The sequence below is a fragment of the Fontivita pretiosa genome (assembly GCF_050410795.1).
In the GTDB taxonomy this organism is placed as follows: Bacteria; Planctomycetota; Phycisphaerae; order Tepidisphaerales; family Tepidisphaeraceae; genus Fontivita; species Fontivita pretiosa.
The window spans coordinates 438283-459046 of record NZ_CP191258.1; the positions used below are offsets into that span (position 1 = coordinate 438283).

Annotated in this window: 17 protein-coding genes; 7 read left to right on the forward strand and 10 right to left on the reverse strand. The window is 63.9% G+C overall.

Going from position 1 to position 20764, the window contains the following annotated elements:
* Window positions 1-69: 69 nt before the first annotated feature.
* The 4 genes from ACQS5P_RS01695 to ACQS5P_RS01710 form a co-directional block, all read right to left on the reverse strand.
* The gene (locus tag ACQS5P_RS01695) at window positions 70-2685 is read right to left on the reverse strand and encodes a sodium-translocating pyrophosphatase (protein WP_428939172.1); all 2616 of its coding nucleotides are present in this window, start codon (window positions 2683-2685) and stop codon (window positions 70-72) included.
* A gap of 294 nt (window positions 2686-2979) precedes the next feature.
* Window positions 2980-3534: an HD domain-containing protein gene (locus ACQS5P_RS01700; protein ID WP_428939173.1), complete on the reverse strand. Its 555-nt coding sequence runs from the start codon at window positions 3532-3534 to the stop codon at window positions 2980-2982.
* 128 nt (window positions 3535-3662) lie between these two features.
* Window positions 3663-4910: an ABC transporter permease gene (locus tag ACQS5P_RS01705; RefSeq protein WP_428939174.1), complete on the reverse strand. Its 1248-nt coding sequence runs from the start codon at window positions 4908-4910 to the stop codon at window positions 3663-3665.
* 90 nt (window positions 4911-5000) lie between these two features.
* The gene (locus tag ACQS5P_RS01710) at window positions 5001-6269 is read right to left on the reverse strand and encodes an efflux RND transporter periplasmic adaptor subunit (protein WP_428939175.1); all 1269 of its coding nucleotides are present in this window, start codon (window positions 6267-6269) and stop codon (window positions 5001-5003) included.
* Between the two features lie 309 nt (window positions 6270-6578).
* Between ACQS5P_RS01710 and ACQS5P_RS01715 the strand changes: the two genes are divergently transcribed.
* Window positions 6579-6971, forward strand: a complete 393-nt coding sequence (locus ACQS5P_RS01715; RefSeq protein WP_428939176.1) for a bifunctional nuclease family protein — start codon at window positions 6579-6581, stop codon at window positions 6969-6971.
* Between the two features lie 205 nt (window positions 6972-7176).
* Here ACQS5P_RS01715 and ACQS5P_RS01720 read toward each other — a convergent pair whose 3' ends face one another.
* Together ACQS5P_RS01720 and ACQS5P_RS01725 are read right to left on the reverse strand one after the other, a co-directional pair.
* Complete coding sequence (locus tag ACQS5P_RS01720) at window positions 7177-7878, reverse strand: DUF2231 domain-containing protein (RefSeq protein ID WP_428939177.1); 702 nt, start codon at window positions 7876-7878, stop codon at window positions 7177-7179.
* A gap of 92 nt (window positions 7879-7970) precedes the next feature.
* A complete protein-coding gene (locus tag ACQS5P_RS01725; RefSeq protein ID WP_428939178.1) occupies window positions 7971-8204 on the reverse strand; it encodes a thioredoxin in 234 nt (77 codons plus the stop codon).
* Window positions 8205-8209: 5 nt separating this feature from the next.
* Between ACQS5P_RS01725 and ACQS5P_RS01730 the strand changes: the two genes are divergently transcribed.
* The gene (locus tag ACQS5P_RS01730; RefSeq protein ID WP_428939179.1) at window positions 8210-8698 is read left to right on the forward strand and encodes a winged helix-turn-helix transcriptional regulator; all 489 of its coding nucleotides are present in this window, start codon (window positions 8210-8212) and stop codon (window positions 8696-8698) included.
* A 159-nt stretch (window positions 8699-8857) separates the two neighbouring features.
* Window positions 8858-9505: a site-2 protease family protein gene (locus ACQS5P_RS01735; RefSeq protein ID WP_428939180.1), complete on the forward strand. Its 648-nt coding sequence runs from the start codon at window positions 8858-8860 to the stop codon at window positions 9503-9505.
* A gap of 26 nt (window positions 9506-9531) precedes the next feature.
* Here the strand turns inward: ACQS5P_RS01735 and ACQS5P_RS01740 are convergent, their stop codons facing one another.
* The 3 genes from ACQS5P_RS01740 to pilM form a co-directional block, all read right to left on the reverse strand.
* A complete protein-coding gene (locus tag ACQS5P_RS01740) occupies window positions 9532-11511 on the reverse strand; it encodes a hypothetical protein (protein WP_428939181.1) in 1980 nt (659 codons plus the stop codon).
* A 34-nt stretch (window positions 11512-11545) separates the two neighbouring features.
* Window positions 11546-12880 carry a hypothetical protein gene (locus tag ACQS5P_RS01745; protein ID WP_428939182.1) on the reverse strand — a complete coding sequence of 445 codons (1335 nt, stop codon included), beginning with the start codon at window positions 12878-12880 and terminating at the stop codon, window positions 11546-11548.
* An 87-nt stretch (window positions 12881-12967) separates the two neighbouring features.
* Window positions 12968-15316 carry a type IV pilus assembly protein PilM gene (gene pilM / locus ACQS5P_RS01750; protein WP_428939183.1) on the reverse strand — a complete coding sequence of 783 codons (2349 nt, stop codon included), beginning with the start codon at window positions 15314-15316 and terminating at the stop codon, window positions 12968-12970.
* Between the two features lie 274 nt (window positions 15317-15590).
* On the opposite strand from pilM, the gene ACQS5P_RS01755 reads away from it, so the two are divergent.
* Both ACQS5P_RS01755 and dtd read left to right on the forward strand, forming a co-directional pair.
* On the forward strand, window positions 15591-17252 hold the full coding sequence (locus tag ACQS5P_RS01755) for a MiaB/RimO family radical SAM methylthiotransferase (RefSeq protein ID WP_428939184.1): 1662 nt from the start codon (window positions 15591-15593) through the stop codon (window positions 17250-17252).
* Complete coding sequence (dtd, locus tag ACQS5P_RS01760) at window positions 17249-17713, forward strand: D-aminoacyl-tRNA deacylase (protein ID WP_428939185.1); 465 nt, start codon at window positions 17249-17251, stop codon at window positions 17711-17713. Before ACQS5P_RS01755 ends, dtd begins: the two co-directional genes overlap by 4 nt.
* A 43-nt stretch (window positions 17714-17756) precedes the next feature.
* Here dtd and ACQS5P_RS01765 read toward each other — a convergent pair whose 3' ends face one another.
* Window positions 17757-18584 (reverse strand): sugar phosphate isomerase/epimerase family protein, encoded by an 828-nt coding sequence (locus ACQS5P_RS01765; protein WP_428939186.1) that lies wholly within the window; start codon window positions 18582-18584, stop codon window positions 17757-17759.
* Between ACQS5P_RS01765 and ACQS5P_RS01770 the strand changes: the two genes are divergently transcribed.
* Together ACQS5P_RS01770 and ACQS5P_RS01775 are read left to right on the forward strand one after the other, a co-directional pair.
* A complete protein-coding gene (locus tag ACQS5P_RS01770) occupies window positions 18583-19470 on the forward strand; it encodes a GNAT family N-acetyltransferase (protein ID WP_428939187.1) in 888 nt (295 codons plus the stop codon). The two genes, ACQS5P_RS01765 and ACQS5P_RS01770, sit on opposite strands and share 2 nt — an antisense overlap.
* 162 nt (window positions 19471-19632) lie before the next feature.
* Window positions 19633-20535, forward strand: coding sequence for a TerC family protein (locus ACQS5P_RS01775; RefSeq protein WP_428939188.1), 903 nt, complete (start codon window positions 19633-19635; stop codon window positions 20533-20535).
* Window positions 20536-20764: the final 229 nt, after the last annotated feature.

Sequence of the window (20764 nt, forward strand, 5' to 3'; positions counted from 1 at the left end):
GCAGACTTCGAGCAGCAGCAAGCCAGCCCGTGACACGAGAAAAACCGCTGCGCACAGGTGTGCGGGCGGCTACTTGCCGGCCGGCTCGTAGGCGGCGCCCGCCGGTACGCCCGCGCCAACGACCGCCTGCTGGCCCTGCGGATGGGCCCGGGCATGGGCCAGTTCGGCCTGGGCAACAGAATCGGAGCGGATCCGCATCGCGTAGAAGCTGCGATACACGAACACCGCCGCGACCACAAAGAACACGCCACCCAACACCATGCTCGTGACCCGCGGAACATGCAGCGCCAGCTCCACGGCCAGCAGCCCGAAGAGCGTGCTGAACTTGATGATCGGGTTCAGCGCGACCGAGGAGGTGTCCTTGAACGGATCGCCGACGGTGTCGCCTACGACGGTGGCCGCGTGCAGTGCCGTGCCCTTCTCGCGCAGCTCGACCTCGACGATCTTCTTGGCGTTGTCCCAGGCGCCGCCCGCGTTGGCCATGAAAATCGCCTGGAACAGCCCCGTGATCGCCAGACCAATCAAAAATGCCACAAAGAAGTACGGCTCGGCGAACGCCGCCGACAGCGTGATGAAGAAGACCGCAAGGAAGATGTTGAACATCCCCGCCTGAGCGTACCTGGTGCAGATCTCCACGACGCGTTTGGATTCGGCCATCGAGGCGCGCTTCTCGCCGGCGCCAAGGTGCATGTGCCGCTTGATGTATTCGACGGCGCGGTAGGCGCCGGTGATGACGGCCTGGCAGCTTGCCCCGCTGAACCAGTAGATCACCGCGCTGCCCGCCAGCAACCCCATCAGAAACGGCGCGTGCAGGATCGACAGCTTGCTCAAACCGACGTGATCCGTCAGCCCGTTGGTCAGCACCATGATGATCGAGAAGATCATGGTCGTGGCGCCGACGACCGCCGTGCCGATCAGCACCGGCTTGGCCGTGGCCTTGAAGGTGTTGCCGGCGCCGTCGTTTTCTTCCAGCAGGTACTTGGCGTGCTCGAAGTCGGCGTCAATGTTGAAGTCGCGCTTCAGCTCCTGCCTGATGTCGGGCACCTGTTCGATCAGAGAAAGCTCGTAGACGCTCTGGGCGTTGTCGGTCACCGGGCCGTAGCTGTCCACGGCGATGGTGACCGGGCCCATGCCCAGAAAGCCGAAGGCGACCAGTCCGAAGGCGAAGACCGCCGGCGCCTGCATGATCTGCGCCAGCCCGGTTTCCGCGCCGCCAATCGCGCTGACATGAAACGCCAGCGCCATCAAGCCGAGGATTACCACTCCCGCGACCCAGAAGGCGCTGTAGTTTCCCGCGGTCAGCCCCGAGAGGATGTTCAGCGACGCCCCGCCCTCGCGGCTGGTGGCGACGACCTCCTGCACGTGGCGGCTGTGAGTCGAGGTGAAGAAGGTGGTCACTTCCGGGATGATCGCGCCGGCGAGCGTGCCGCAGGTAATGATCGTCGCCAGCTTGACCCACAGCGGCCCGGCGCCCAGATCGCCGATCAGCAGGTACGACGTCACGTACGTCAGCACGATCGAGATGAACGACGCCAGCCACACCAGCGTCGTCAGCGGCACTTCGAAGTCGAAGTGGCGAACGTTGGCATAGCGGGCTTTGGCGATCAGCTCGTTAATCCAGTAGGCGATGCCGCTGGCCAGCACCATCACGATGCGCATCGCGAAGATCCAGACCAGCAGCTTGACCTGCGTCTGCGGCGCGCTCAGGCCGATGGAGCTGTTGCCGGTGACGGCGGCGAGGATGAAGGTGATCAGCGCCACGCCGGTCACGCCGTAGGTCTCGAAGCCGTCGGCGGTGGGCCCGATCGAGTCGCCCGCGTTGTCGCCGGTGCAGTCGGCGATCACGCCCGGGTTCCGCGCGTCGTCTTCCTTGACGTTGAAGACGATCTTCATGAGGTCCGCGCCGATGTCGGCGATCTTGGTAAAGATCCCCCCCGCCACGCGCAGCGCCGCGGCCCCAAGCGACTCCCCGATGGCAAAGCCGATGAAGCATGGCCCGGCGAGGTTCCCCGGGACGAACAGCAGGATCAGCAGCATCAGCAGAAGCTCGACGCTGATGAGGACCATGCCGATGCTCATGCCGGCCTTGAGCGGGATCGAGTAGACCGGATAGGGCTTTCCGCTCAGCGAGGCCAGTGCGGTGCGGCTGTTGGCGAAGGTGTTGACGCGGATGCCGAACGCCGCCACTCCGTAGCTTCCCGCGATGCCGATGAGGCTGAACAGCAGGATGATCGCGACCTTGCCGGCACCAAAGGCATTGCCATCGGCGTCCCTGGCGAGGAATCCAAAGTAGGCGATGATCGCGGCGCCGATGAACAGCTCCAGAATCAGGATGAACTTGCCCTGGGTCAGCAGATACGTCTTACAGGTCTCATAGATCGTCTCGGAGACCTCGCGCATCGCCGGATGCACCGGCAGATGTTTCAGATGACGGTAAATGAGCAATCCGAAGACCATGCCCAGGGCACAGATCGCCAGCCCCCACATCAAAAGCGCTCGGCCGCCCACTGCACCCAGGAACGTGGCGCTGTTCAGGTCGGGGATGTGAAGGCTTGCTTCGCTGGCCGCGTGAGCGAAGCCGGGCAGGGCAAACAAACCGATCGCGGCGGTGGCGACGCTGGCCGTCCTTCTGAAGGCTCCGACGGGCGACGGCCTGGTCCCGGCGGAGGCAAGCTGCTGATCCATCGCGTGACCTCTGCTGCTTAGGCTTTGTCTTTGCTTTTCTTATGCTGATTCCGGTTGGCTTGGCACATCCATGTCCCATGCGGCCGGGCAACCTGAAGACCGCAGGGACCACCCACTCGTTTATACCATGCTTTTAAGCACTCCGTGAAATCTTGAACGCACAGCACTGTACGTCAAATCGGCGATTTTGTCACACAAAATCTATCGATAATGATGAGTGATTATCTAGGATAACGCAAGGGACATCCGGGCAGCATCCGGCTCACGCCCCCGGCGCTCGCGCCCCACAGCCGCTCACACCCCAAGCCGCTCGCGAACCGCGCGCATCGCCTGGATACATGTGTGAAGGTGCTCCGTCTCTTCCACCCCCAGTTCCGCAATGCCTCGGCGGATGTCCTCCCGACTCACCGCCGCGGCAAACGCCTTGTCCTTCAGCTTCTTGCGCACGCTGGATGGCTCCAGATCGCCGATGCCGTTAGGACGCACTTTGCAGCAGGCGACGATGAATCCCGCCAACTCATCCACCGCGAACAGCGCCCTGGCCATCGGGGTCGTCCGCGGCGTGTTGCTGTAGTCGGCGTGCCCCAGAATCGCCGTGAGGATCTCCTCATCCACCGTGCCCAGTTTCCGCAGGTGCCCCACCGCGACAAACGGATGCTCCGCGGGCGTGGGGTGCTTCTCGTAGTCCATGTCGTGCAGCAGACCACAGACGATCCAGCGGTCCTTCTGATCCGGCTGAAGCTTCTCCGCGTACGCACCCATGCACGCCGCCACCGCTTCCATGTGCACGCGAAGCGCCGGGCTGGCCGTCCACTGGTTCATCAGCTCTCTGGCCTGGTCTGGTGTCATGCCGGGCACAGCCTACCGTCTGGCGAGTCGGGAAGGAAGCCCAAATCCTGTCCGCCGGGCCAGCCGCGGGAGCAAGTCCAGGCTGGCTTGTTCTTCATCCGCGACCGCGATGATCGTGGCGCTGCGGATCAGTGTGCCCCGCGGATGACTTCCACCGGATCGTACCTGGCCGCGCGGCGCGCGGGGTACACCGCCGCCAGAAGCACGATCGCCATCGCCCCGAAAAACGCCGTGACATACTGGCTGAGATGCTCACTCATCAAAAGCCCGTCGGCTTTGATCAGGCCTTCCATCTGGATCGGCACCCGCCGCAGCCCCTCGACGGCGATCTTGCCGAAGATCAGCCCCAGGATCGAGCCGATCAGCCCGATCACCATCCCCTGAAGCAGGTAAATCTGCGTGATATCCGCCCGGGAGAAACCGAAGCTCTTGAGGATCGCGATGTCGTTGACGCGCTCCAGCACCGCCATGATCAGGATGTTCAGCACCCCGAACGCCGCCACCACCAGCAGCGCGCCGGTGATGAAGTAGGTGATGATCGTCTGGATGCGGAAGATCTTCAGGAAGTTCTCGTTGGCCTCCTGCCAGCTTTCGGTCTTGTAGCCGCTGATCTGCTCGATTTGTGCCGCGATTTCCCGGGCGCGGGTGTAATCGCTGGTGCGGACCACGATCTCGTTGACGATGTTCTTCTTGTTCAGCAGGGTCTGGGCGCTGGTGAGCTGCATGTAGCCGCGGGAATAGTCCACCGGCGTCACGCCGGTGCTGAAGATGCCGACAACCTTGGCGATGATCTTGCCGCCGGTGGAGCTGGTGACGGTGATCAGATCGTCGATCTTCACGCCCAGAGTGATCGCGACTCCGCGTCCCAGCACGATGCCGTCGGATGTCATTTTCAATCGCAGGAACGCGCCTTGGGTAACCTTCTGTCCGATCGTCGTGACGTTCACGTGTCGATCAGGTTCGACGCCCTCGACCACGATCGCATACGTCTTGTTTCCGTAGGTGATGACCGCGTCGCCCTTGACGATCGGCGAGGCTTCGACGACCAGCGGCATTCGCCGGACCGTCGCGATCAGTCCGGTGGGGTTCTTGATTTTCTCGATCACGTCGCGCGGCTTGGGGCCTTGCAGCTCCAGCAGCGCGTTGGGGTCGGGATAGATCGTCTCAAGAATCGGCGTCTGCCTGGCGCGCGGCTCATCGTTGATCGTAATGTGTCCTGTCGATTCGACGGTCTCGATGATGAACTTGTCGGTAAACCCGCGCATCATCGCCGTCATCGTCACGAACATCGTGACGCTGATGACCACCCCCGCGATGCAGACCAGCGTCTGTCGCAGATGGCTTAGAAGATAACGGATGCAGATGAACCAGCGCATCAGACCAACAGTGGGAAAAAGCCAGAGGAATGAAAGTCCGGGAAGCGGGGTTGGGACTTCATTCTTCCGCCCTGATCGTTCATCCTTTGCTCAGTCAAATGCCTTGAACGGCTGCTCTTCGACGGGTTTTCGGTTCAATCCGGCGGCGGTGATCGGATCGACAAAGACGCTGCGCACCGCGCGCCCGGGGGTCAGATCGCCAATCGGGCTGATCACCACGCGCTGGCCCGGGTTCAGGCCGGAAATGATCTCGGTCCGCTCGACGCTGCGCAGCCCGATTCTCACCTGTGGCTTGTGCAGCCTGCCATCCTGGACGATGTAAACGGCGCCGCCCTGCACCGCCTGCGACGGCACCACCAGAGCGCGCGACTTCTCGGCCAGAATGAATGCAAGCTCCCCGGTCATCCCCGGCGCCAGCCGCGGCTCGATTTCATCCAGACGCACATCCACCTCGAACGTGCGACGATCCGGGTCGGCCTGATCGTAGATCCGCGTGACTTTTCCCCGGATCGCGCGCCCGGCAAACGCATACAGCACCATCTGCACGGTTTGTCCGACATTGACCTTGGCCACATCCTCCTCGTCCACGTCGGCGCGCATCACGAGATTTTCCGGTCGAACGTCCGCCACGCGCATGATCGGCTCGTTCACCGCCACGCGGGTGCCCACCGCGGTGGGCCGATCCAGCACGACCCCGTCGATCGGCGATTTGAGCGTCTGTTCCTCCAGATTCCATTTGGCGATGTTCAGTGCCGATCGGGCGACCTCGACCTCGCGCGCAAGCTCCAGTTTCTTGGCGTCGCGCTGCGCCTTGATCGACTCGGCCTCGGTCAGCAGTTGCCGGGCGCGATCCATGGCACGGTCCAGGTCGCTCTGGGCGGCGGCGTTGTGCTGAAGCAGATCGGAGATGCGGCGGACTTCGCGCTGGGCGATCTCCAGCAGCTCATTGGTGCCGCGCAGACGCGCGTCAAATTCCTGCAACACCGGCGAGGTCCGCTCGTCGGCACGGCGCAGCTTCTCGTCCAGCTCCGCCTGCGCCTTGTCGGCCAGGTAGGTCAACGCCGGATCGGCCACCACCGCCAGCGGCTGCCCTTTGCTGACACGGTCTCCCTTGTCGACGTGCACGACCGTGAGCGTGCCGGCGACACTGCTCTTGATCGGATACTCGCGTTGCGGCTCGATGGTGCCGGTGGAATAGAAGGCCTGGACGACCGGACCCTCGACCGCTTCGCTGACGGTAACCAGTGGGCGAGCAAAATGCAGCAGGAGGTAACCGCCCGCCATCGTCCCCGCCAGCACTGCGGCCAGGGTCAGAATCCATTTCACGCCGCTGTGGGCAGGGGCTGGAGGTCGATTCATGGGGCGGTTCACAGCTTGAGGTTGTACCCCAGTATACTGAGGTCGGCGCGGTTGTGAATTCCGTCACGATGCCGGGTGTATGGCCAGATCGCGGATAGACCGCCCCGGGACCGCGCAGGGAATCTGAGCAGCAGCACCCCCGCCTGTGTCGCGGCTTGCCCGCCCGCCGCTCGCCGCTGGCTCGGCCTGCCCGCTCGATGTAATCCGCCGCCAGTCAACCACTTCGCGGTTTTCGCTTGACAGCTTTACGCACCACTTCTACGCTCGTTTCAGACGCAGCGTGGAAGCGAGGCGTCGGGAGCAGTTGGCATGCCCGTTCAGATGGAGCTGCACAAGATCATCATCTCCGACATGCAGGAGCAGCAGATCATCGTCCTTAAAGAAGTGGACGGTGAGCGGAAGTTCCCGATCGTCATCGGCACCCCCGAAGCCAGCGCCATCGACAGGCGACTGAAAGGGATCCCCATGCCCCGGCCGATGACGCATGACCTGCTGGCCAACGTGATCGAGCAGCTCGGCGGCACCGTCGAGCGGATCGAGATCACCAACCTCCAGGACCACACGTTCTTCGCCACCATCCACATCCGCCAGAACGGTCAGACCATCGAGATCGACAGCCGCCCCAGCGACGCGATCGCGCTGGGCATCGCCACCAGCGTGCCGATCTACGTGGCCGAGCATGTGCTGGATGAGGTGTGTTGAGGGCGCGGGTCGAAGGACAGATCTCGCCATGATGTCCGTTTGGGACTCGGCCTTGCGTTGAAGATTGATTCAACAGGAATCGGCGTTAGCCCGGCAGCGTGAGCATCACCCGGCCGTTTTGAATCCCGACATGATACGTCCCGATCGGTTTTTCCGCGGGGCCGGCTTTGACCTGACCGCTGCGAGCGTCGAACTGCGAGCCGTGCTAGGGGCATTGCACCGTCCCGCAAATCAGCGCCCCATCCGCCAGCGAGCCGCCACGGTGCGTGCAGTGATCGTCGAAGGCGACAAAGCCCTCATCGGTCCTGGCCAGCACCAGACGGCGAGCGCCCGGCGCCCCCGGGGCGGTTGATTTCCATCGCACCAGCCACATCTGTCCCGGTTTCATTTCATCGGCGCCCTCGATCGCGATGCTTTGCCCGGCGGCGCCTTCGATGGTGATCTCGTGCCACTTTCCTGCATGCGCGAAGCGATGATCGACGCCGATTTGGTTGCGGAAGACCAGCGTTCCGCCGAGCCATCCGCCCAGGCTCACCATCGCCGTACCGGCCAGCTCCAGCACAAACGTAGTCCAACTCGGGACCAGCGTCGTCCAGTCTCGAAAGAACAGGCCGATCGCCACCAGCGCCAGCGCGGCGACGTTGATGACCATATGCTGCGTGGCGCGTTTCCTTGCCGAGCTGCTCGGCGGCACGACGCTCAGGTAGTCGATCAGCCCCGGCACAGCCGCCAGCAACCCCATGACAATTGTCGCGACGCTCGCATACGCGCCGGCCACAAAGAAGCTGGCGCGATCGAAGATCAGGCCGATCCCATCAGCGACAACACAGCCGTACAGAAATGCGATGGGAAACGCGACCAATGCTGGGTGAAGCGGATGACCCTTGAACTGTGCGCGGCTCTTCATGCGGGCGCCTCGTGGGAAAAGCCCGCGCATCGTAGCCCGCGGCGTTGTTGGCGCGAACCAGGATTATCGTTGGACCTGGCGATGTGTCAGGTTCATCCCAGCGCGCTCAGGTCCGCGCCGTGGTTGATGTGATAGACCGCTGCGTCGATCACCAGCGCCGGCACCGACTTCACTCCCGCCCGACGCGCCTCGTCGATCCGCGCCTTGTGCTGTCCCAGGTGGACACTCTCGACCTCGAACCGCCTGGGATCCAGGCTTTGCGCGATGGCGTGTTCGGCGCTGACGCAGACCGGGCAGCCCGCGTGGTAGAATGTGGCTTTGATCATGACCCATGCTCCTTTGGCTGGAGGACTCGGAATTGAACCGTTCTACGCTCGAACAACACCCGATGATTGCACCCAAAATCCGCTCGACAAGCGGGCACCGAAAGGTGTCCAGGGCACCGGACGGTGCAAATTCAGTCCCCGCCGAAAGAAAAAACCGTGCAGAAAAACCTTCTGCATCAGCGTGCGGTCCAACCGTCGCGGAAATGGTCGAGAGCGTCGTCGGTTGCAAGTGGTCGATGACCGTACTGACCGCATTGCGCGACGGCGTGTGCCGGCCGGGCGCGCTGGAACGCGCTTGTGTCGGCATCTCCACCAAGGTGCTCAACGAGCGGCTGCGGAAGCTGATGCGATTCGGGATTGTTGATCGGCGGGTCTACCCCGAAGTCCCGCCCCGGGTGGAATATCACTTCACGTCCTTCGGCCGTCGGTTCGTCGATCTGGTGGACGCTGTCCGCGCCTTGCAGCGGCGGTTGGACCAGTCTCGCAGAAAGTGAACATGGAGTTGCGCAGAACGCGGATTCTGACGCCGCCTCTTCCTGGCGCGCCCATTTCCCGCCTCCGGCGCGTGCGATGATCGGTTGCATCCGCCGGCACGTCCGTGACACTGGGGACATTCTTCTGTTTCCGCCGATCCGGGTATATGATCCGGGGCTGTGTTTCTCGGCTATCTCAGTGAAGATCCGCAGTTCTACTTCGCGATCGTCATCACCGTGGTGGTGAGCATCTGCGTTCACGAGCTGGCGCACGGGATCGTGGCAATCCGGCTGGGCGATCGCACGCCTGTCGAGTCGGGACACATGACCCTCAATCCCCTGGTTCACATGGGGCCGATGGCGATCGTGTTCCTGCTGCTGGCCGGGATCTCGTGGGGATCGATGCCGATCTCGCCGGCGCGGCTGCGTGGACGCTATGCTCCGGCGCTGGTGGCGGCAGCGGGACCGGCGTCCAACGTCGCGCTGGCCGTGATGGCGCTGCTGGCCATGGGTCTGTGGGATCGTTTCGATCAGCGCGGCGTTGGGCAGATGCCCCATGCGCTGACTAACGCGCGATATCTGCTGGGCGTTTTTGCGTATGCCAACTTCGCCCTGGCGATGTTCAACCTGATCCCCGTGCCACCTCTGGACGGCTGGCGCATCCTGGCCAACCTCAGCCGCAGCTACCAGCGGATGGTGGAGTCACCGTCGGCCGGCGGGATGATGGTGGTGCTGCTGGTGGTTCTGCTGCTGGGCGCAGGCAAAGTGATTGCGCCGTTGGCGGCTGCGCTGGTCCGCCAGGGACTTTGGCTCATCCGCGGCTACTGAGCCGCAACCGCGGATCCGAGATCCGATCAGTATCCGGGACCAACAGCGCCTCCCATGCCCGGCGGCGCGCCGGGTCTGCCGCCCGGGCCGGCCGCGGTACCGCCCCCCGCCGCCGCCGCCGCAGCCTGCGCCGCAGCCGTGATCTGCTCTTTCATCTGCCGATACTTCGGATCCTGGATATCGCTGGCCGGCTCGCGGCGGTGCAGCCGGCCATTGGGATCCAGCAGCAGCACATACACGCTTCCGCTGCGCTGATCGGCGCCCACATCCACCAGCGTCCAGCCGGTTGCGAAGTCCGCCTTGGGATCCCGCCCGCCGATCTCGTCGCCCGCCTGTACCGTGAACTCCTTGTACTGATGCTCACCGTCCTGATAACTGAAAACTTCGACCCGGGCACTGGGATTGGCGGCGCTGGAGGGCATCGCGCGCGCCACCCAGAACCGCACCTTGGACGGCACATTCACCTCATCGGTCCAGGCGCTGGGTTTGGCGGTGAGCGCGAACTGCTCGGCGAACTTGGGATCCTTGGCGATGTTCACCGCGCCGAAGATGGGATTCTTGATCCGGTAGACCACGCGATAGCGATAGGTCTTGCCCGGCTCGACGGTGTCATCGTGTGCCCAGCCGACGATCGGTTTTCCCGGGTTGCTGCTGCTCCACTCACGAGGATTGAACTCGCCCGGAGGCAGCGGGTAATTCAGGGACTGGGGTTGAGGCTGCCCCTGTCCCGGGAACGGCAGCATCTCATCCTCGAAGCCGGGCATGGGAAATCCCGGTCCCGGGAAGGCGCCGGGGCCGTAGCCGCCCGGGAACGGCGGCGGCACCGCGCCCGGTCCGCCGCCACGCGGGTTGGCGGGTCTGCCGCCGTCATTGGGGCCGTAGTCCGGCACGCCACCTCCACCACCGGGGAATCCGCCGCCGGGGAATCCGCGGCGTCCGCCGCCCGGCGGTGGCGGAGCGCTGCCACGACGCTGCTGCGCCTGTTCCTTTCGACGCTGTTCTCGCAGGATCTGCACCTGCCGACGCTGTTCCAGCGTCAGCTTCATCAGTTCCGACATCGGCGCGTCGATGTACCGCTGCGGATCGAACTGCTCGGCCATGACCTGCTGCGCCTCCTCACCGGGCAGTGTCCAGGTGTCGCCTTTGACTACCTGATAAAACGGCGGCTGCATGATCGCCGGCTGATTCGCGTTGGCCCAGGTCAGGTATCCCCAAAGCACCTGCACGGGTGAGCCGTCGGCCGGGAAGGGCTGAAGCTCGACCGTAGCGGGTGGAGGCACCTGAGTGGTTGGCCCCCAGCCCTCGGCCAGCAGTTCCTGGCGTTCCAGCACGACGCGCAGAAAAGTAGTGGTAAACGCGCCATCGGGGATTTTCGCTTCCTCAAACGCCTGCACCAGCCCCGCCGGATCGATTTCATAGCGAACGGTTACCCAGCTCTTGTCGATGCCCTTGACGCCGGCGGGAACGGCCGGGGGGGGCTGGCCCGCCGTCAGCCCGCCGGGCGGAGGCTGCAGCACGTTGGAAAGCCCATTGCCGGTCTTCAGCTCGCGAGCAGGAGGAGGCTGCGGCAACTTTTCGACCTTGGCGACTTCGATCCCGCCCGGCTGGGGTGTCTGACGTTCGGGCGTGCCCGGGGTGCTGCCCGGGGGCTTGGGCAGATCAACCACGATGCCGGTCTTGGGCGGCAGGATGGCGGCGATCGTGTCCAGCTTTGGCTCGGGCGCACCCGCGTAATCCATCGCCTTGCGGAACGCCGAAACAAACTGCGGCTCGGGAATCTTCGGCACCCGCTTCTCGTCCATCTTGCGCCGCAGCTCCGCCACAACCGTCTCACTGATGTACCGGTCCACTTCGCCCGGCGAGAGCGGGCCGTCGGGCTTGATCCCCTCGACCTGCACCGGAGGCGAGATCAGGTACGCCCAGGCCATGTACAGCACGTAGATCCCGCCCAGACCGAGCACGATCCACTGCACGTTGGTTTCCAGAAAGTCCAGCAGCTTTTTCATGGTGCACCTGCTCTGCTCGTCACGTCCGTCATGGTTACATCCCGGGCTGCGCGCCGGGCTGCGGCGCCAGCCCGAGGTTGCGCTTGATCATCACCGGCATCAGCGGCTCGGTCCACTTCCGCAGCAGCAGCGCCTCGCACTGCACGTCAAGCTGCACCACCGGTTTCTCGCCATACAGATATCCCGCCAGCTCCATCACCGCCGGATCCACCGGCGAATTGTTCAGTGTCAGCGTGCTGGACAGACTGGTGCTCAGCACAGTGATGAATCTGTTTCGCGACAGCTCCTGAAGCACTAGCGGAATCCGCTCGGCATCCACGTCCATCCGCACCGTGAAATGAATCACGTCGTATACGCCATTGCTGATCCGTCCGGTCGGCGAAACGGTGAAGTTCTGGGGAATCTGCCCCGCCGGATCGGAGTTGGTCGCCACAGGCATGCCCTCCGGCGAGGCCATCTGCTGCTGGGGGAACAGCACATCCGGCAGCTCGATGCGAACCAGCCGCTTCACCACCGACTCCGTGACGTTCCTGGCGCCGCGATTGGCGGCGGCGATGGCGCGGGCCACGTCCTCGTGAATCCACAGCCCAACCTGCGCCTCGAACACCGCCGACGGATCCGGCGGCGCATTGAACTGCCCGGGGTTGACCAGCGCCGGCATCGGGTCCACCGCCGACGGAATGCCCCCCACCGCCGGATTGCTGCTGGGCTCGATGTACACCAGGCACTCCTCGGCCACCTTCTTCTGCATGTTCGAGGCGATCTTGGGCAGCGTGGCCTGAAGCTCAGCCTGAACCTGCGGCTCGTTGATCGGCTGCCCCTGGGTATTCAGAGCGCGTTTGGCCTCGATCTCCAGACGCTTTCGTTCACGCTCGGCCTGGATCTCCTGATCGGTCGGCGGAGCGCCGGCACGCATGATCTCCCACAGGAATGAGTTCTTGCGGTTCTGTGGATCGTAGAAGTTGAACTTGCGGATGTATTTGTCGCGGAACTGGATCAGGCTGTAGGGAGTGCCCTGCGGCAAAGCGCCAGGCTCCAGAAGCTGATGCTGATTCAGCTCCAGAGCCAGCTTGAGCATTTCGATGGCCTCGGCCTTGACCTTGTCCACCGCCTCGCGTCCCACTTTGGCCACCGCCTCGGTGGGAAACATCGGCAACGGCTCGGCCTGCTGGGTCTCGAGGCTGATGATCGGCAGGCTCCGCTGCTTCTGAGCCAGATTCTTCAGCGTCTGATACACCTGCTTGCGAGAGTCGGCCTTAGCCTGAAGCTCCGCATAGTACCCGTTGATCGGATAGAAGACTGCGGCGATGGCAATCAGGATCACCACGCCACAGATGATGCTGACCAGGTTCTTCTTTACCAGTTCCATGGGGCTGATCTCGGCTGAGCTGGACGTCGGTCTGTCCTGGTTTTCGGTTCTTCCAAGCGTACTGCTGCGCGGTACTGAGCTGCGCAGCTACATTCCTGGTGCCGGCGTGTCCGCCGACGCCGCTGGCTGTTCGCCCGCCTGCGCCGGCGCGGCGGCGGGCGGAGTGTAAGGCGGCGGATCCAGCACGACCACCGCCACGACGGTGAATTCCGTGTCGTTCAGGACATCCTCATCGTTGACCAGACGATCCTTGAACGCCGCGGCCTCGGCCTCCGCCTGCGTCAGTCCTGGTCCGGAGGGGGGCATTGCGCCGCCTGCGCCGGGGAACGGTGGCGGCATGAACCCCGGTACGCCAGGAGCAAATCCTGGTCCGAAGCCGCCGGGCGGAGCGAATTCGTTTTCGGCGCCGAAGCCGCCGGGGAAGCCGGGGACAAATCCGCCGCCACCACCGCCACCGACCAATCCGGCCCCCAGGCCCTGCTCGGCCTGCTGCTTGGCGCGGACCGCAGCCTCATACGCGGCACGCAGTTGGTTCTTGCGCGTCTCAAGGTTGCGGATCTGGTTGGCCTCGGCAATGAAGGCGCGGACGATGGCATAATCCATCCTGGGCCGCAATTGAGTAGGCTTGATGCTCTTCAGCGCCGAGCAGAGCTTGCCTTCGATCAGGGCTTGCGGATTGGTGTTGGGGGTGGTGCCACGGATGATGAGGATGAATCCACGTGGACCGGCCGGGGCACCGGCATCTGCCGGCGGCGCGGCGCCCATCGGCATCTCGCCACCGAAGCCCGGCCCCATCATGCCCGGCGCGCCGGGGAAGCCCGGCCCGCCGGGGAACGCCGGCGGCACAGCAAAACCACCCGGGGCCGGCATGCTCATCTCGGTGCCCAGGGACCGACCTTCAAGCGCGGCCTGCCGAAGCTCCAGATCGGTCGCGGAAATCAGCGGGCCCAGGTTCGGAACGTACTTGGACGTGAGGCTGTCGATCGTCACCAGCTCACGCTGCGCCCGCGGGATCTGCTTGATCAATTGCGGGTCTTTCTTCAACAGCCCTTCCAGCACCGGCGGCTGCGGCGTGGGAATCGCTCTGGTCAGCTCATCCAGCAGATTCCGCCACAGATCACGCCCCTTCTGCAAATCGAGGATGTTGCGGATCAACGCCCGATCGGTGGCACCGGCGGATTCGATCTCGCTCCACTGGGAATCGAGCTGCTGCGCCTGATGCATGACCTGGTCGATGGCCGCCCGCTCCTGTTGTGCGGCCTCGAAGCGCAGGTTCTGGAGAAAATACCCACTGAGCGCGATGCCCGTGCCCACACAGAACAGTGCCGCGGCCGACGCGAAGATCGGAACCTTCTCCTTCCACATCTTCTCGCGGCGGATCGACTGGGGCAGCAGCGAGCTGGTGATCTTGCCCTCTCCCATCGCCTGAAGCGCCAGCCCATACGCACTGACCACCGAAAGGATGTTATCGTTGAAGGTGGCGGCCAGCTTCGGGTCCGAAGGCACTCCGGCGCCCAGGTTGTCCAGCCGCTCGATATCCAGCGAAAGGTTCTGCTGAAGATATTTCTGAAGCCCCGGCAGCTTGAACGTCCCGCCAAGCGCCAGCACCCGCTTGATCCGCGAGTCGCGGTGAACCGAAGCGTAGAAGCCGATGGATCGCTGGATTTCGGCCACCAGGTCGGCGAACACCGGTCGCATCGCCTGGAAGATCTGCCGGGCGTACTTGCTGGTGGCAGCGTTGCGTTTCAGATCCTCGGCCTTGGCGAACGGCAGCTTGAACGCCTTGACCAGGGTCTCGGTGAAGCTGTTTCCACCAATCGGGATCGAGCGCATCCACACCGAGTCGTTGTCGCAAATAATCAGGTCGGTGTTTTCGGCGCCCAGGTCGATGATCATGGTCGTGCCCTTCAGCCGCTGGTCGTAGTACATGGCGTTGTAGACGGCCAGCGGATTGATCTGCACGACCTGCACGTTCATGTCGAAGTCGGTGAAATAGCGGATGTGGCGGGCGATCAGCTCCTTTCGCATGGCGAAGATGCCGACCTCGACATCGGGCGAGTCGGGGCTGCGGAAGAGCTGGTAGCTCCATTCCACGTCGTCCAGCGGGAAGGGGATCTGCTGGATCGCCTCGAAGCGGACGATCTCGGGGATCTTCTTTTCCTCGACGGGCGGGAGCTTGATGAACCTGGCGAAGCTGGACTGCCCGGCCACCCCCACCGCCACCACACCCCCCTTCATCGGGTGCCGCTGCACGAAATTGGCCAGCGCCGTCTGAATCAGCGATTCCTTGTTATCGCCGGCGTTGGACAGCACGTGCTCGTGCTCGATCAGCTCGAAGTCGTCGATCTTCAACTGCTCGCCGTCACGAATGAGCTTGACGGCCTTGAGGGCACGATTGCCCACATCAATACCCCAGGCAAAGCGGGCAGAAGCCATTGGGTGTCTCCTCAATTCGGGGCCAGGTCCGTCGGGGTCCGTCGCGCGGGGCCTACAAGAGACGAAAACGCGGGGAAGATGGACCGAATCCCGGGGATGCTTTGTTCCAGCCTAATGGTGTAACCTCAATTGCGATCCAGTTCAACAAACCACGGTCGGCGACGACACTCCGCAGCGGTCATCGTGCCTTGCAGGGAGTATCCACGCCACCAATACGTTAGTACGCTATCATCCGGCGTGCAGTTTTATTGCTGTGTGCGGTTCATCAAGGCTGATGCGGACATTCTTCATCCAAACCCTGGGCTGCAAGGTCAACCAGTACGAAAGCGAGCAGATCGCGACACTGCTTCGCCAACGGGGGCTGGTGCAGGCGGATTCAGCTTCGTCGGCGGACCTGCACGTGATCAACACGTGCAGCGTGACGGTGCAGGCCGCCAGCAAGAGCCGACAGTCGGTTCGACGCTCGCTGCGGCTGCCGGTTCTGGGACCGGCCGGCGCAGCTTGCCCGCCCCACGGCGACACCGGCCAGCCACCCCAGCCAGGCCAGCCCCGGCCGCGCGTCATCGTCACCGGCTGCTGGGCCACCAGCGATCCGGAGCAGGCTGCCGGGCTGCTGGCCGAGCACGGTTGCCATGACGGGGCGGTGATCGGGCACCACGACGATGTCGCCGCAGTGCTGCAACGTCTGCTGGATCGCTGGAATCAGGATTCATCATCTCGTCCGCCGGACGAGTCTCCCGCTGTCGCTACGCCTTTCACCGCGGCGCATACGCATGTTGCTGTCGATGCCGTAGCCGAGCCTTCGCCGCCGATTCTGGTGGGGGATGATGTATCGATGAACGAGGCTGGAGAACCAGCGGCCAAACGCTCCATCGACAGTAAGCCACAGCCACGGGAGTCTGTCAAGCAAAATCCCGACTCCGGGACGCGCCGGCTGCCCCTGCTTAGCCAGCAGCGGGCCAGCCATCAGCGGGCGCTGCTGAAGGTGCAGGATGGCTGCGACGCCCATTGCACCTACTGCATCATCCCACGCCTGCGCCCTGCGCTGTGGAGCAAGCCGATTGACCAGGCAGTACAGGAAGCCCAATGTCTGGTTGACGCCGGGCACCGGGAGATCGTGCTGACCGGGATTTTCCTGGGAGCATACGGACAACCCACCGCGATCCGACGGCGGCAATCCAACCCCGAGCACAAACCCCTGATCGATCTGGTCGAGGCACTGTGCACGCGAGTGCGTGGACTGCGCCGCCTGCGGTTCAGCAGCCTCGAGCCGGGCGACCTTACCGCCGAGCTGATTCGGCACCTCAAGGCACATCCCCAGGTGGTGCCGCACTTTCACCTGCCGCTTCAAAGCGGCTCGGATCAGTTGCTGCGGCGGATGAACCGCCAGTACACACGCGACGACTACCTGCGGATGATCGACCGGGTGCAGGCGGCGTTCGATCGGCCGGCGATTACGAGCGACATCATCGTCGGCTTCCCCGGAGAAACTGACGAGCAGTTCCAGCACACGCTGCAAGTCGTCGAGCGGGTGAAGTTCATCCACATCCACGCGTTCAGCTTCTCGCCGCGTCCGGGCACGGCAGCGGCACGGTGGACCGGCGAGTTTGTTCGCGGTCCGGTGGTCAACCAGCGGATCGAGCTGCTCAACCAGCTTGCCGCCGAATACAGCTACCACTTCCGCCGCCAGTTCATCGGCCAGACGGTCGAAGTCCTGGTCGAACCGCAGGATCCATGCATCCATCCGCTGCGTCACGGACGCTGCGAGCGGTATTTCGAGCTTTGGTTCCGCGACGAGTACTGCAACGCGGGTGATGCCGTAACGCTCGTGATCGATGGCGTGACACTCACGCACACGTTTGGTCGGCGGCCTGGCGCGGATCAGGCGGGCGATTCAGCAAGTCCGGCCCCGGCGATTAAGCTTACCGGATCATGATCTGTATCGTCCAGCGCGTCACTGAAGCCAAGGTTACCGTCGATCACGAGATCGTCGGGCAGATCGGTCCGGGCCTGCTGGTCCTGGCCGCCGTCGAGCGGGATGACACCCTGGCCGACGCACAGTGGACGGCCGACAAGCTCGTCTGCCTGCGCATCTTCCGCTGCTGCGAAAAGCACTTCGATGTGGACGTGAAGCAGATCGGCGGATCAGTCCTGCTGGTCAGCAATTTCACCGTCGCCGCCGACACCCGCAGGGGGCGAAGACCTTCCTTCGACGGGGCGATGGATCCGAAGCTGGCCGAGCCGATTTTCGAAAAGCTCGTCGAAGCCGTCCGCCAGCACGGCATTCCAGTGCAGACCGGCCGCTTCGGCGCTTCGATGCTGGTTTCCTGCACCAATGACGGCCCGGCGACGTTCATCGTCCGAACCGACCGCCCGCCCCAGAAGATGAATGTGTAACAAGGCGCCTCGCGGCATCTGTTCTGTTCGCCTTGTCACCCCATCAGCTTGTCACCTGCGCATGGCTGCCAATCGACCTCATGTACCGGGCGAACTGCGGCACGCTCTGCTCCGGCTCGGGCGCCTCGGCGTGCCAGCGCTTCTCGGTCTCAAGGCAATACCAGCCGTCGTATCCCCCGGCGATCAGCTCGGACACGCATTGTCTGACGGGCAGATCCCCTTCCCCCAGCAGCCTGGGACTGTTCTTGTTGTTCACGCGCACCGAATCCTTCACGTGAACATGCCGCAGGAAGCGCTTCAGCGCCTGGAAGGTGTCGCAGGGCCTCTCTCCGCGGCGGAACGGATGTTCGATGTCCCACAGCACCCCCACTTCGGCCGGGTCGAATTCGTGCAGCAGTTCGAGCATTTCCGCCGAGCCGGACCAGTCGTCGTGCGTCTCGATGATGGGCATGCAGCCGAAGGTGGCGGCGATCTTGATGAGCTGCCGCAGGTGTCGTCGGGCCAGCATCAGCGCCTGCTGCCGCGACATGTCCTTGGGCACGCCGCCGCCGAACACACGCATGAAGCGCGTGCGGGTTTTCTCCGCCAGACGCGCGGTGCGCTGCGCTTCCTCGAGCATCATCTGCCATCGCTCGGTCGCCGGCGTCAGAAGCGTGATCGACGTGTTCAGGCACGGCATCTGGATGCCGTGGCGGGCCAGCAGCTCCAGCGTGGCCGGCAGGCGCTGGTTGAACTCGGGCAGTTTGGTGATGTCGATCTCCGCTCCCAGCCCGCGGAAATCGATCCCGCCGATCTTCGCTTCCGATACCGCAGCGACGATTTGCTCCAGCGTCCAGTTCGGGCAGGCCAGCGTCGAAAGGGTCAGTTTCATGCCGGTAACGCTACACATCTGCCAGACGGACGCAACCGTCCGGATGGTCTATAATGGCCTCGGGATGGACCTGCCGATTCTCAAAGCCACCTCGTCGCCGACGACGCAGACGCTGGTCCGCTATTTCCACCAGGCCGAGTCGCAGTGGACCGCGCATCTGGCCGAGCCGACACCCGCCGAGTTTGGCACGATGTGGATCAACCCCCAGCTTGCGCGAGTCCGCACCGCCAACCGGATGCTGGATGTAGCGCTGCCGCCGGGCATGTCGCCCCGTCAGGCCTTCGAGGCCGCCACTGCCGAGTTCGCGTCACAGCGCAGCACCTGCTGGCAGTGGGTACTGAATCCGTCGGCGACGGAGGCGCAGACCCGACCCATGATTGAGTTTTTGCTCTCGGTGGGGTATGCGCCGCGCGTGACAGACATTCTGCATCTGGACCGGATACCGCCCTGGCCGGAGGCGCGCGCCGCCGAGCAACTGACGATCATTCCCGCCCGCGCCAGCTTTCGGCACGCCAGAGCGCTGCACGAGCAGTGGGCAGCGGCGGTGGGCAACGAGCCGCAACTGGCCGACGCCGCCATGCTCCACCTGGATGACCCCCACTACGACGCGCTGCTGGCGCTGAAGCAGGGCACGGCGGTGGCGCACGTCGGCGTGCTGGCGATGGGCGAGATTGGCGTGATCCAGGAGCTGTACGTTGCTGCGGCGTTTCGCGGGCGGCACATCGGCACGGCCATGATGTGGCGCGCCCTGGAGATCTGCGCCCGATCTCTGTTCAAACACGTCTTTGCCGGCGTGGCTCCAGACGACGCCATCGCCCAGCACCTGTTCGCCAGCCTGGGGTTCCGCCGGATTGGTCAGTTCGTGACCTATGACAAGCCGGACTGATCCGCCCCTGCACAGCACCTGGGGCACGGAGCCTTGCGCGAATGGCAACCGCGGGAGAAGCCGGCCGTTGCCTGGGCCGTTGATTGCTGTGCCGCGGCTTTGCATCGGATGATTCGCCGTGGTAAGTAACCCCCGCCCGCTCAACGGAAGGATCGTCCGCTCATGACTGGCCTGACATTTCCCGCAGTCGCGATGGCCGCGCTTTCCGTCGCCACCACCGCTCCGCACGCCGACGCTGGCCAGGCCGTCACTTCGCTGCTGAGCTTCCAGGCGCTGATTGCCCTGGTCACGCTGACCATCCTCGAGATCGTCCTGGGCATCGACAATATCGTGTTCATCTCGGTGCTGGCGGATAAGTTGCCGCCCGAGCGGCAGAACAAGGCCAGGCTCACCGGGCTGTCGCTGGCGATGATCCTGCGCATCGTTTTGCTGCTGAGCATCAGTTGGATCATGGGGCTGACCAGCCCGATCCCGCTGATCGGCGGGTGGTTCGGTCCGGTGCTGGGAGACAAAACCCACCTGAACTGGCGGGATGCAATCCTGCTGCTCGGGGGCGTGTTCCTGATCTACAAGGCCACCACCGAAATCCACGACAAGCTGGAGGGCGCCGAACACGGCACTGTGCAGCGCGGCCAGCGGATCTCCTTCGCCAGCGTGATCACGCAGATCCTGCTGCTGGATATCGTCTTCAGTCTCGACAGCGTCATCACCGCCGTCGGAATGGTCCAGACCACACCGGAGCATCGCTGGGCCGGGCTGACGATCATGATCACGGCGGTGGTGATCGCGGTGGGCGTGATGCTCTTCGCCGCCAAACCCATCAGCGATTTCGTCAATCGCCATCCGACCGTCAAGATGCTGGCCTTTGCGTTCCTGATCCTGGTGGGTGTGGTGCTGGTGGTCGATGCCTCGCATCGGCACATTCCCAAGGGATACATCTATTTCGCGATGGCCTTTTCCATTGGGGTGGAGATGCTGAACCTTCGGTTGCGGAAGGTCTCACAGCCCGTGCGGCTGCATCAGCCATATGCTGAGCCTTCCGAGCGGGCGGGCACGCAGCCGTAGCGTCCGCACCCGTAGTCTGGTTGCCTGAGATGTGGATGACAGATATAGTTATTGATTCGCGACTGATCGGGCGGTCCGATCAGGCGAAGCATGGGACAAGGCGGTGGCCGGCGCGGCGTGGAGTCGGCAACCACAAAGCAACAACGGGCCACGCAGAACAAGGAACAGGCCGGACGTACCGGTGCATCGGCGACAACCCGCCGCGGCGCCAGCGTCGGGCCGCTATTTT

Excerpts from the sequence above, each read along its gene's own strand:
- ACQS5P_RS01720 (WP_428939177.1), bottom strand. The coding sequence starts at position 7,878 with ATGAAGAGCCGCGCACAGTTCAAGGGTCATCCGCTTCACCCAGCATTG.
- ACQS5P_RS01770 (WP_428939187.1), top strand. The coding sequence starts at position 18,583 with ATGCCGGTAACGCTACACATCTGCCAGACGGACGCAACCGTCCGGATG.
- ACQS5P_RS01730 (WP_428939179.1), top strand. The coding sequence starts at position 8,210 with ATGCTCCTTTGGCTGGAGGACTCGGAATTGAACCGTTCTACGCTCGAA.
- ACQS5P_RS01755 (WP_428939184.1), top strand. The coding sequence starts at position 15,591 with ATGCGGACATTCTTCATCCAAACCCTGGGCTGCAAGGTCAACCAGTAC.
- pilM (WP_428939183.1), bottom strand. The coding sequence starts at position 15,316 with ATGGCTTCTGCCCGCTTTGCCTGGGGTATTGATGTGGGCAATCGTGCC.
- dtd (WP_428939185.1), top strand. The coding sequence starts at position 17,249 with ATGATCTGTATCGTCCAGCGCGTCACTGAAGCCAAGGTTACCGTCGAT.
- ACQS5P_RS01710 (WP_428939175.1), bottom strand. The coding sequence starts at position 6,269 with ATGAATCGACCTCCAGCCCCTGCCCACAGCGGCGTGAAATGGATTCTG.
- ACQS5P_RS01765 (WP_428939186.1), bottom strand. The coding sequence starts at position 18,584 with ATGAAACTGACCCTTTCGACGCTGGCCTGCCCGAACTGGACGCTGGAG.
- ACQS5P_RS01695 (WP_428939172.1), bottom strand. The coding sequence starts at position 2,685 with ATGGATCAGCAGCTTGCCTCCGCCGGGACCAGGCCGTCGCCCGTCGGA.
- ACQS5P_RS01715 (WP_428939176.1), top strand. The coding sequence starts at position 6,579 with ATGCCCGTTCAGATGGAGCTGCACAAGATCATCATCTCCGACATGCAG.
- ACQS5P_RS01745 (WP_428939182.1), bottom strand. The coding sequence starts at position 12,880 with ATGGAACTGGTAAAGAAGAACCTGGTCAGCATCATCTGTGGCGTGGTG.
- ACQS5P_RS01775 (WP_428939188.1), top strand. The coding sequence starts at position 19,633 with ATGACTGGCCTGACATTTCCCGCAGTCGCGATGGCCGCGCTTTCCGTC.
- ACQS5P_RS01705 (WP_428939174.1), bottom strand. The coding sequence starts at position 4,910 with ATGCGCTGGTTCATCTGCATCCGTTATCTTCTAAGCCATCTGCGACAG.
- ACQS5P_RS01725 (WP_428939178.1), bottom strand. The coding sequence starts at position 8,204 with ATGATCAAAGCCACATTCTACCACGCGGGCTGCCCGGTCTGCGTCAGC.
- ACQS5P_RS01700 (WP_428939173.1), bottom strand. The coding sequence starts at position 3,534 with ATGACACCAGACCAGGCCAGAGAGCTGATGAACCAGTGGACGGCCAGC.
- ACQS5P_RS01740 (WP_428939181.1), bottom strand. The coding sequence starts at position 11,511 with ATGAAAAAGCTGCTGGACTTTCTGGAAACCAACGTGCAGTGGATCGTG.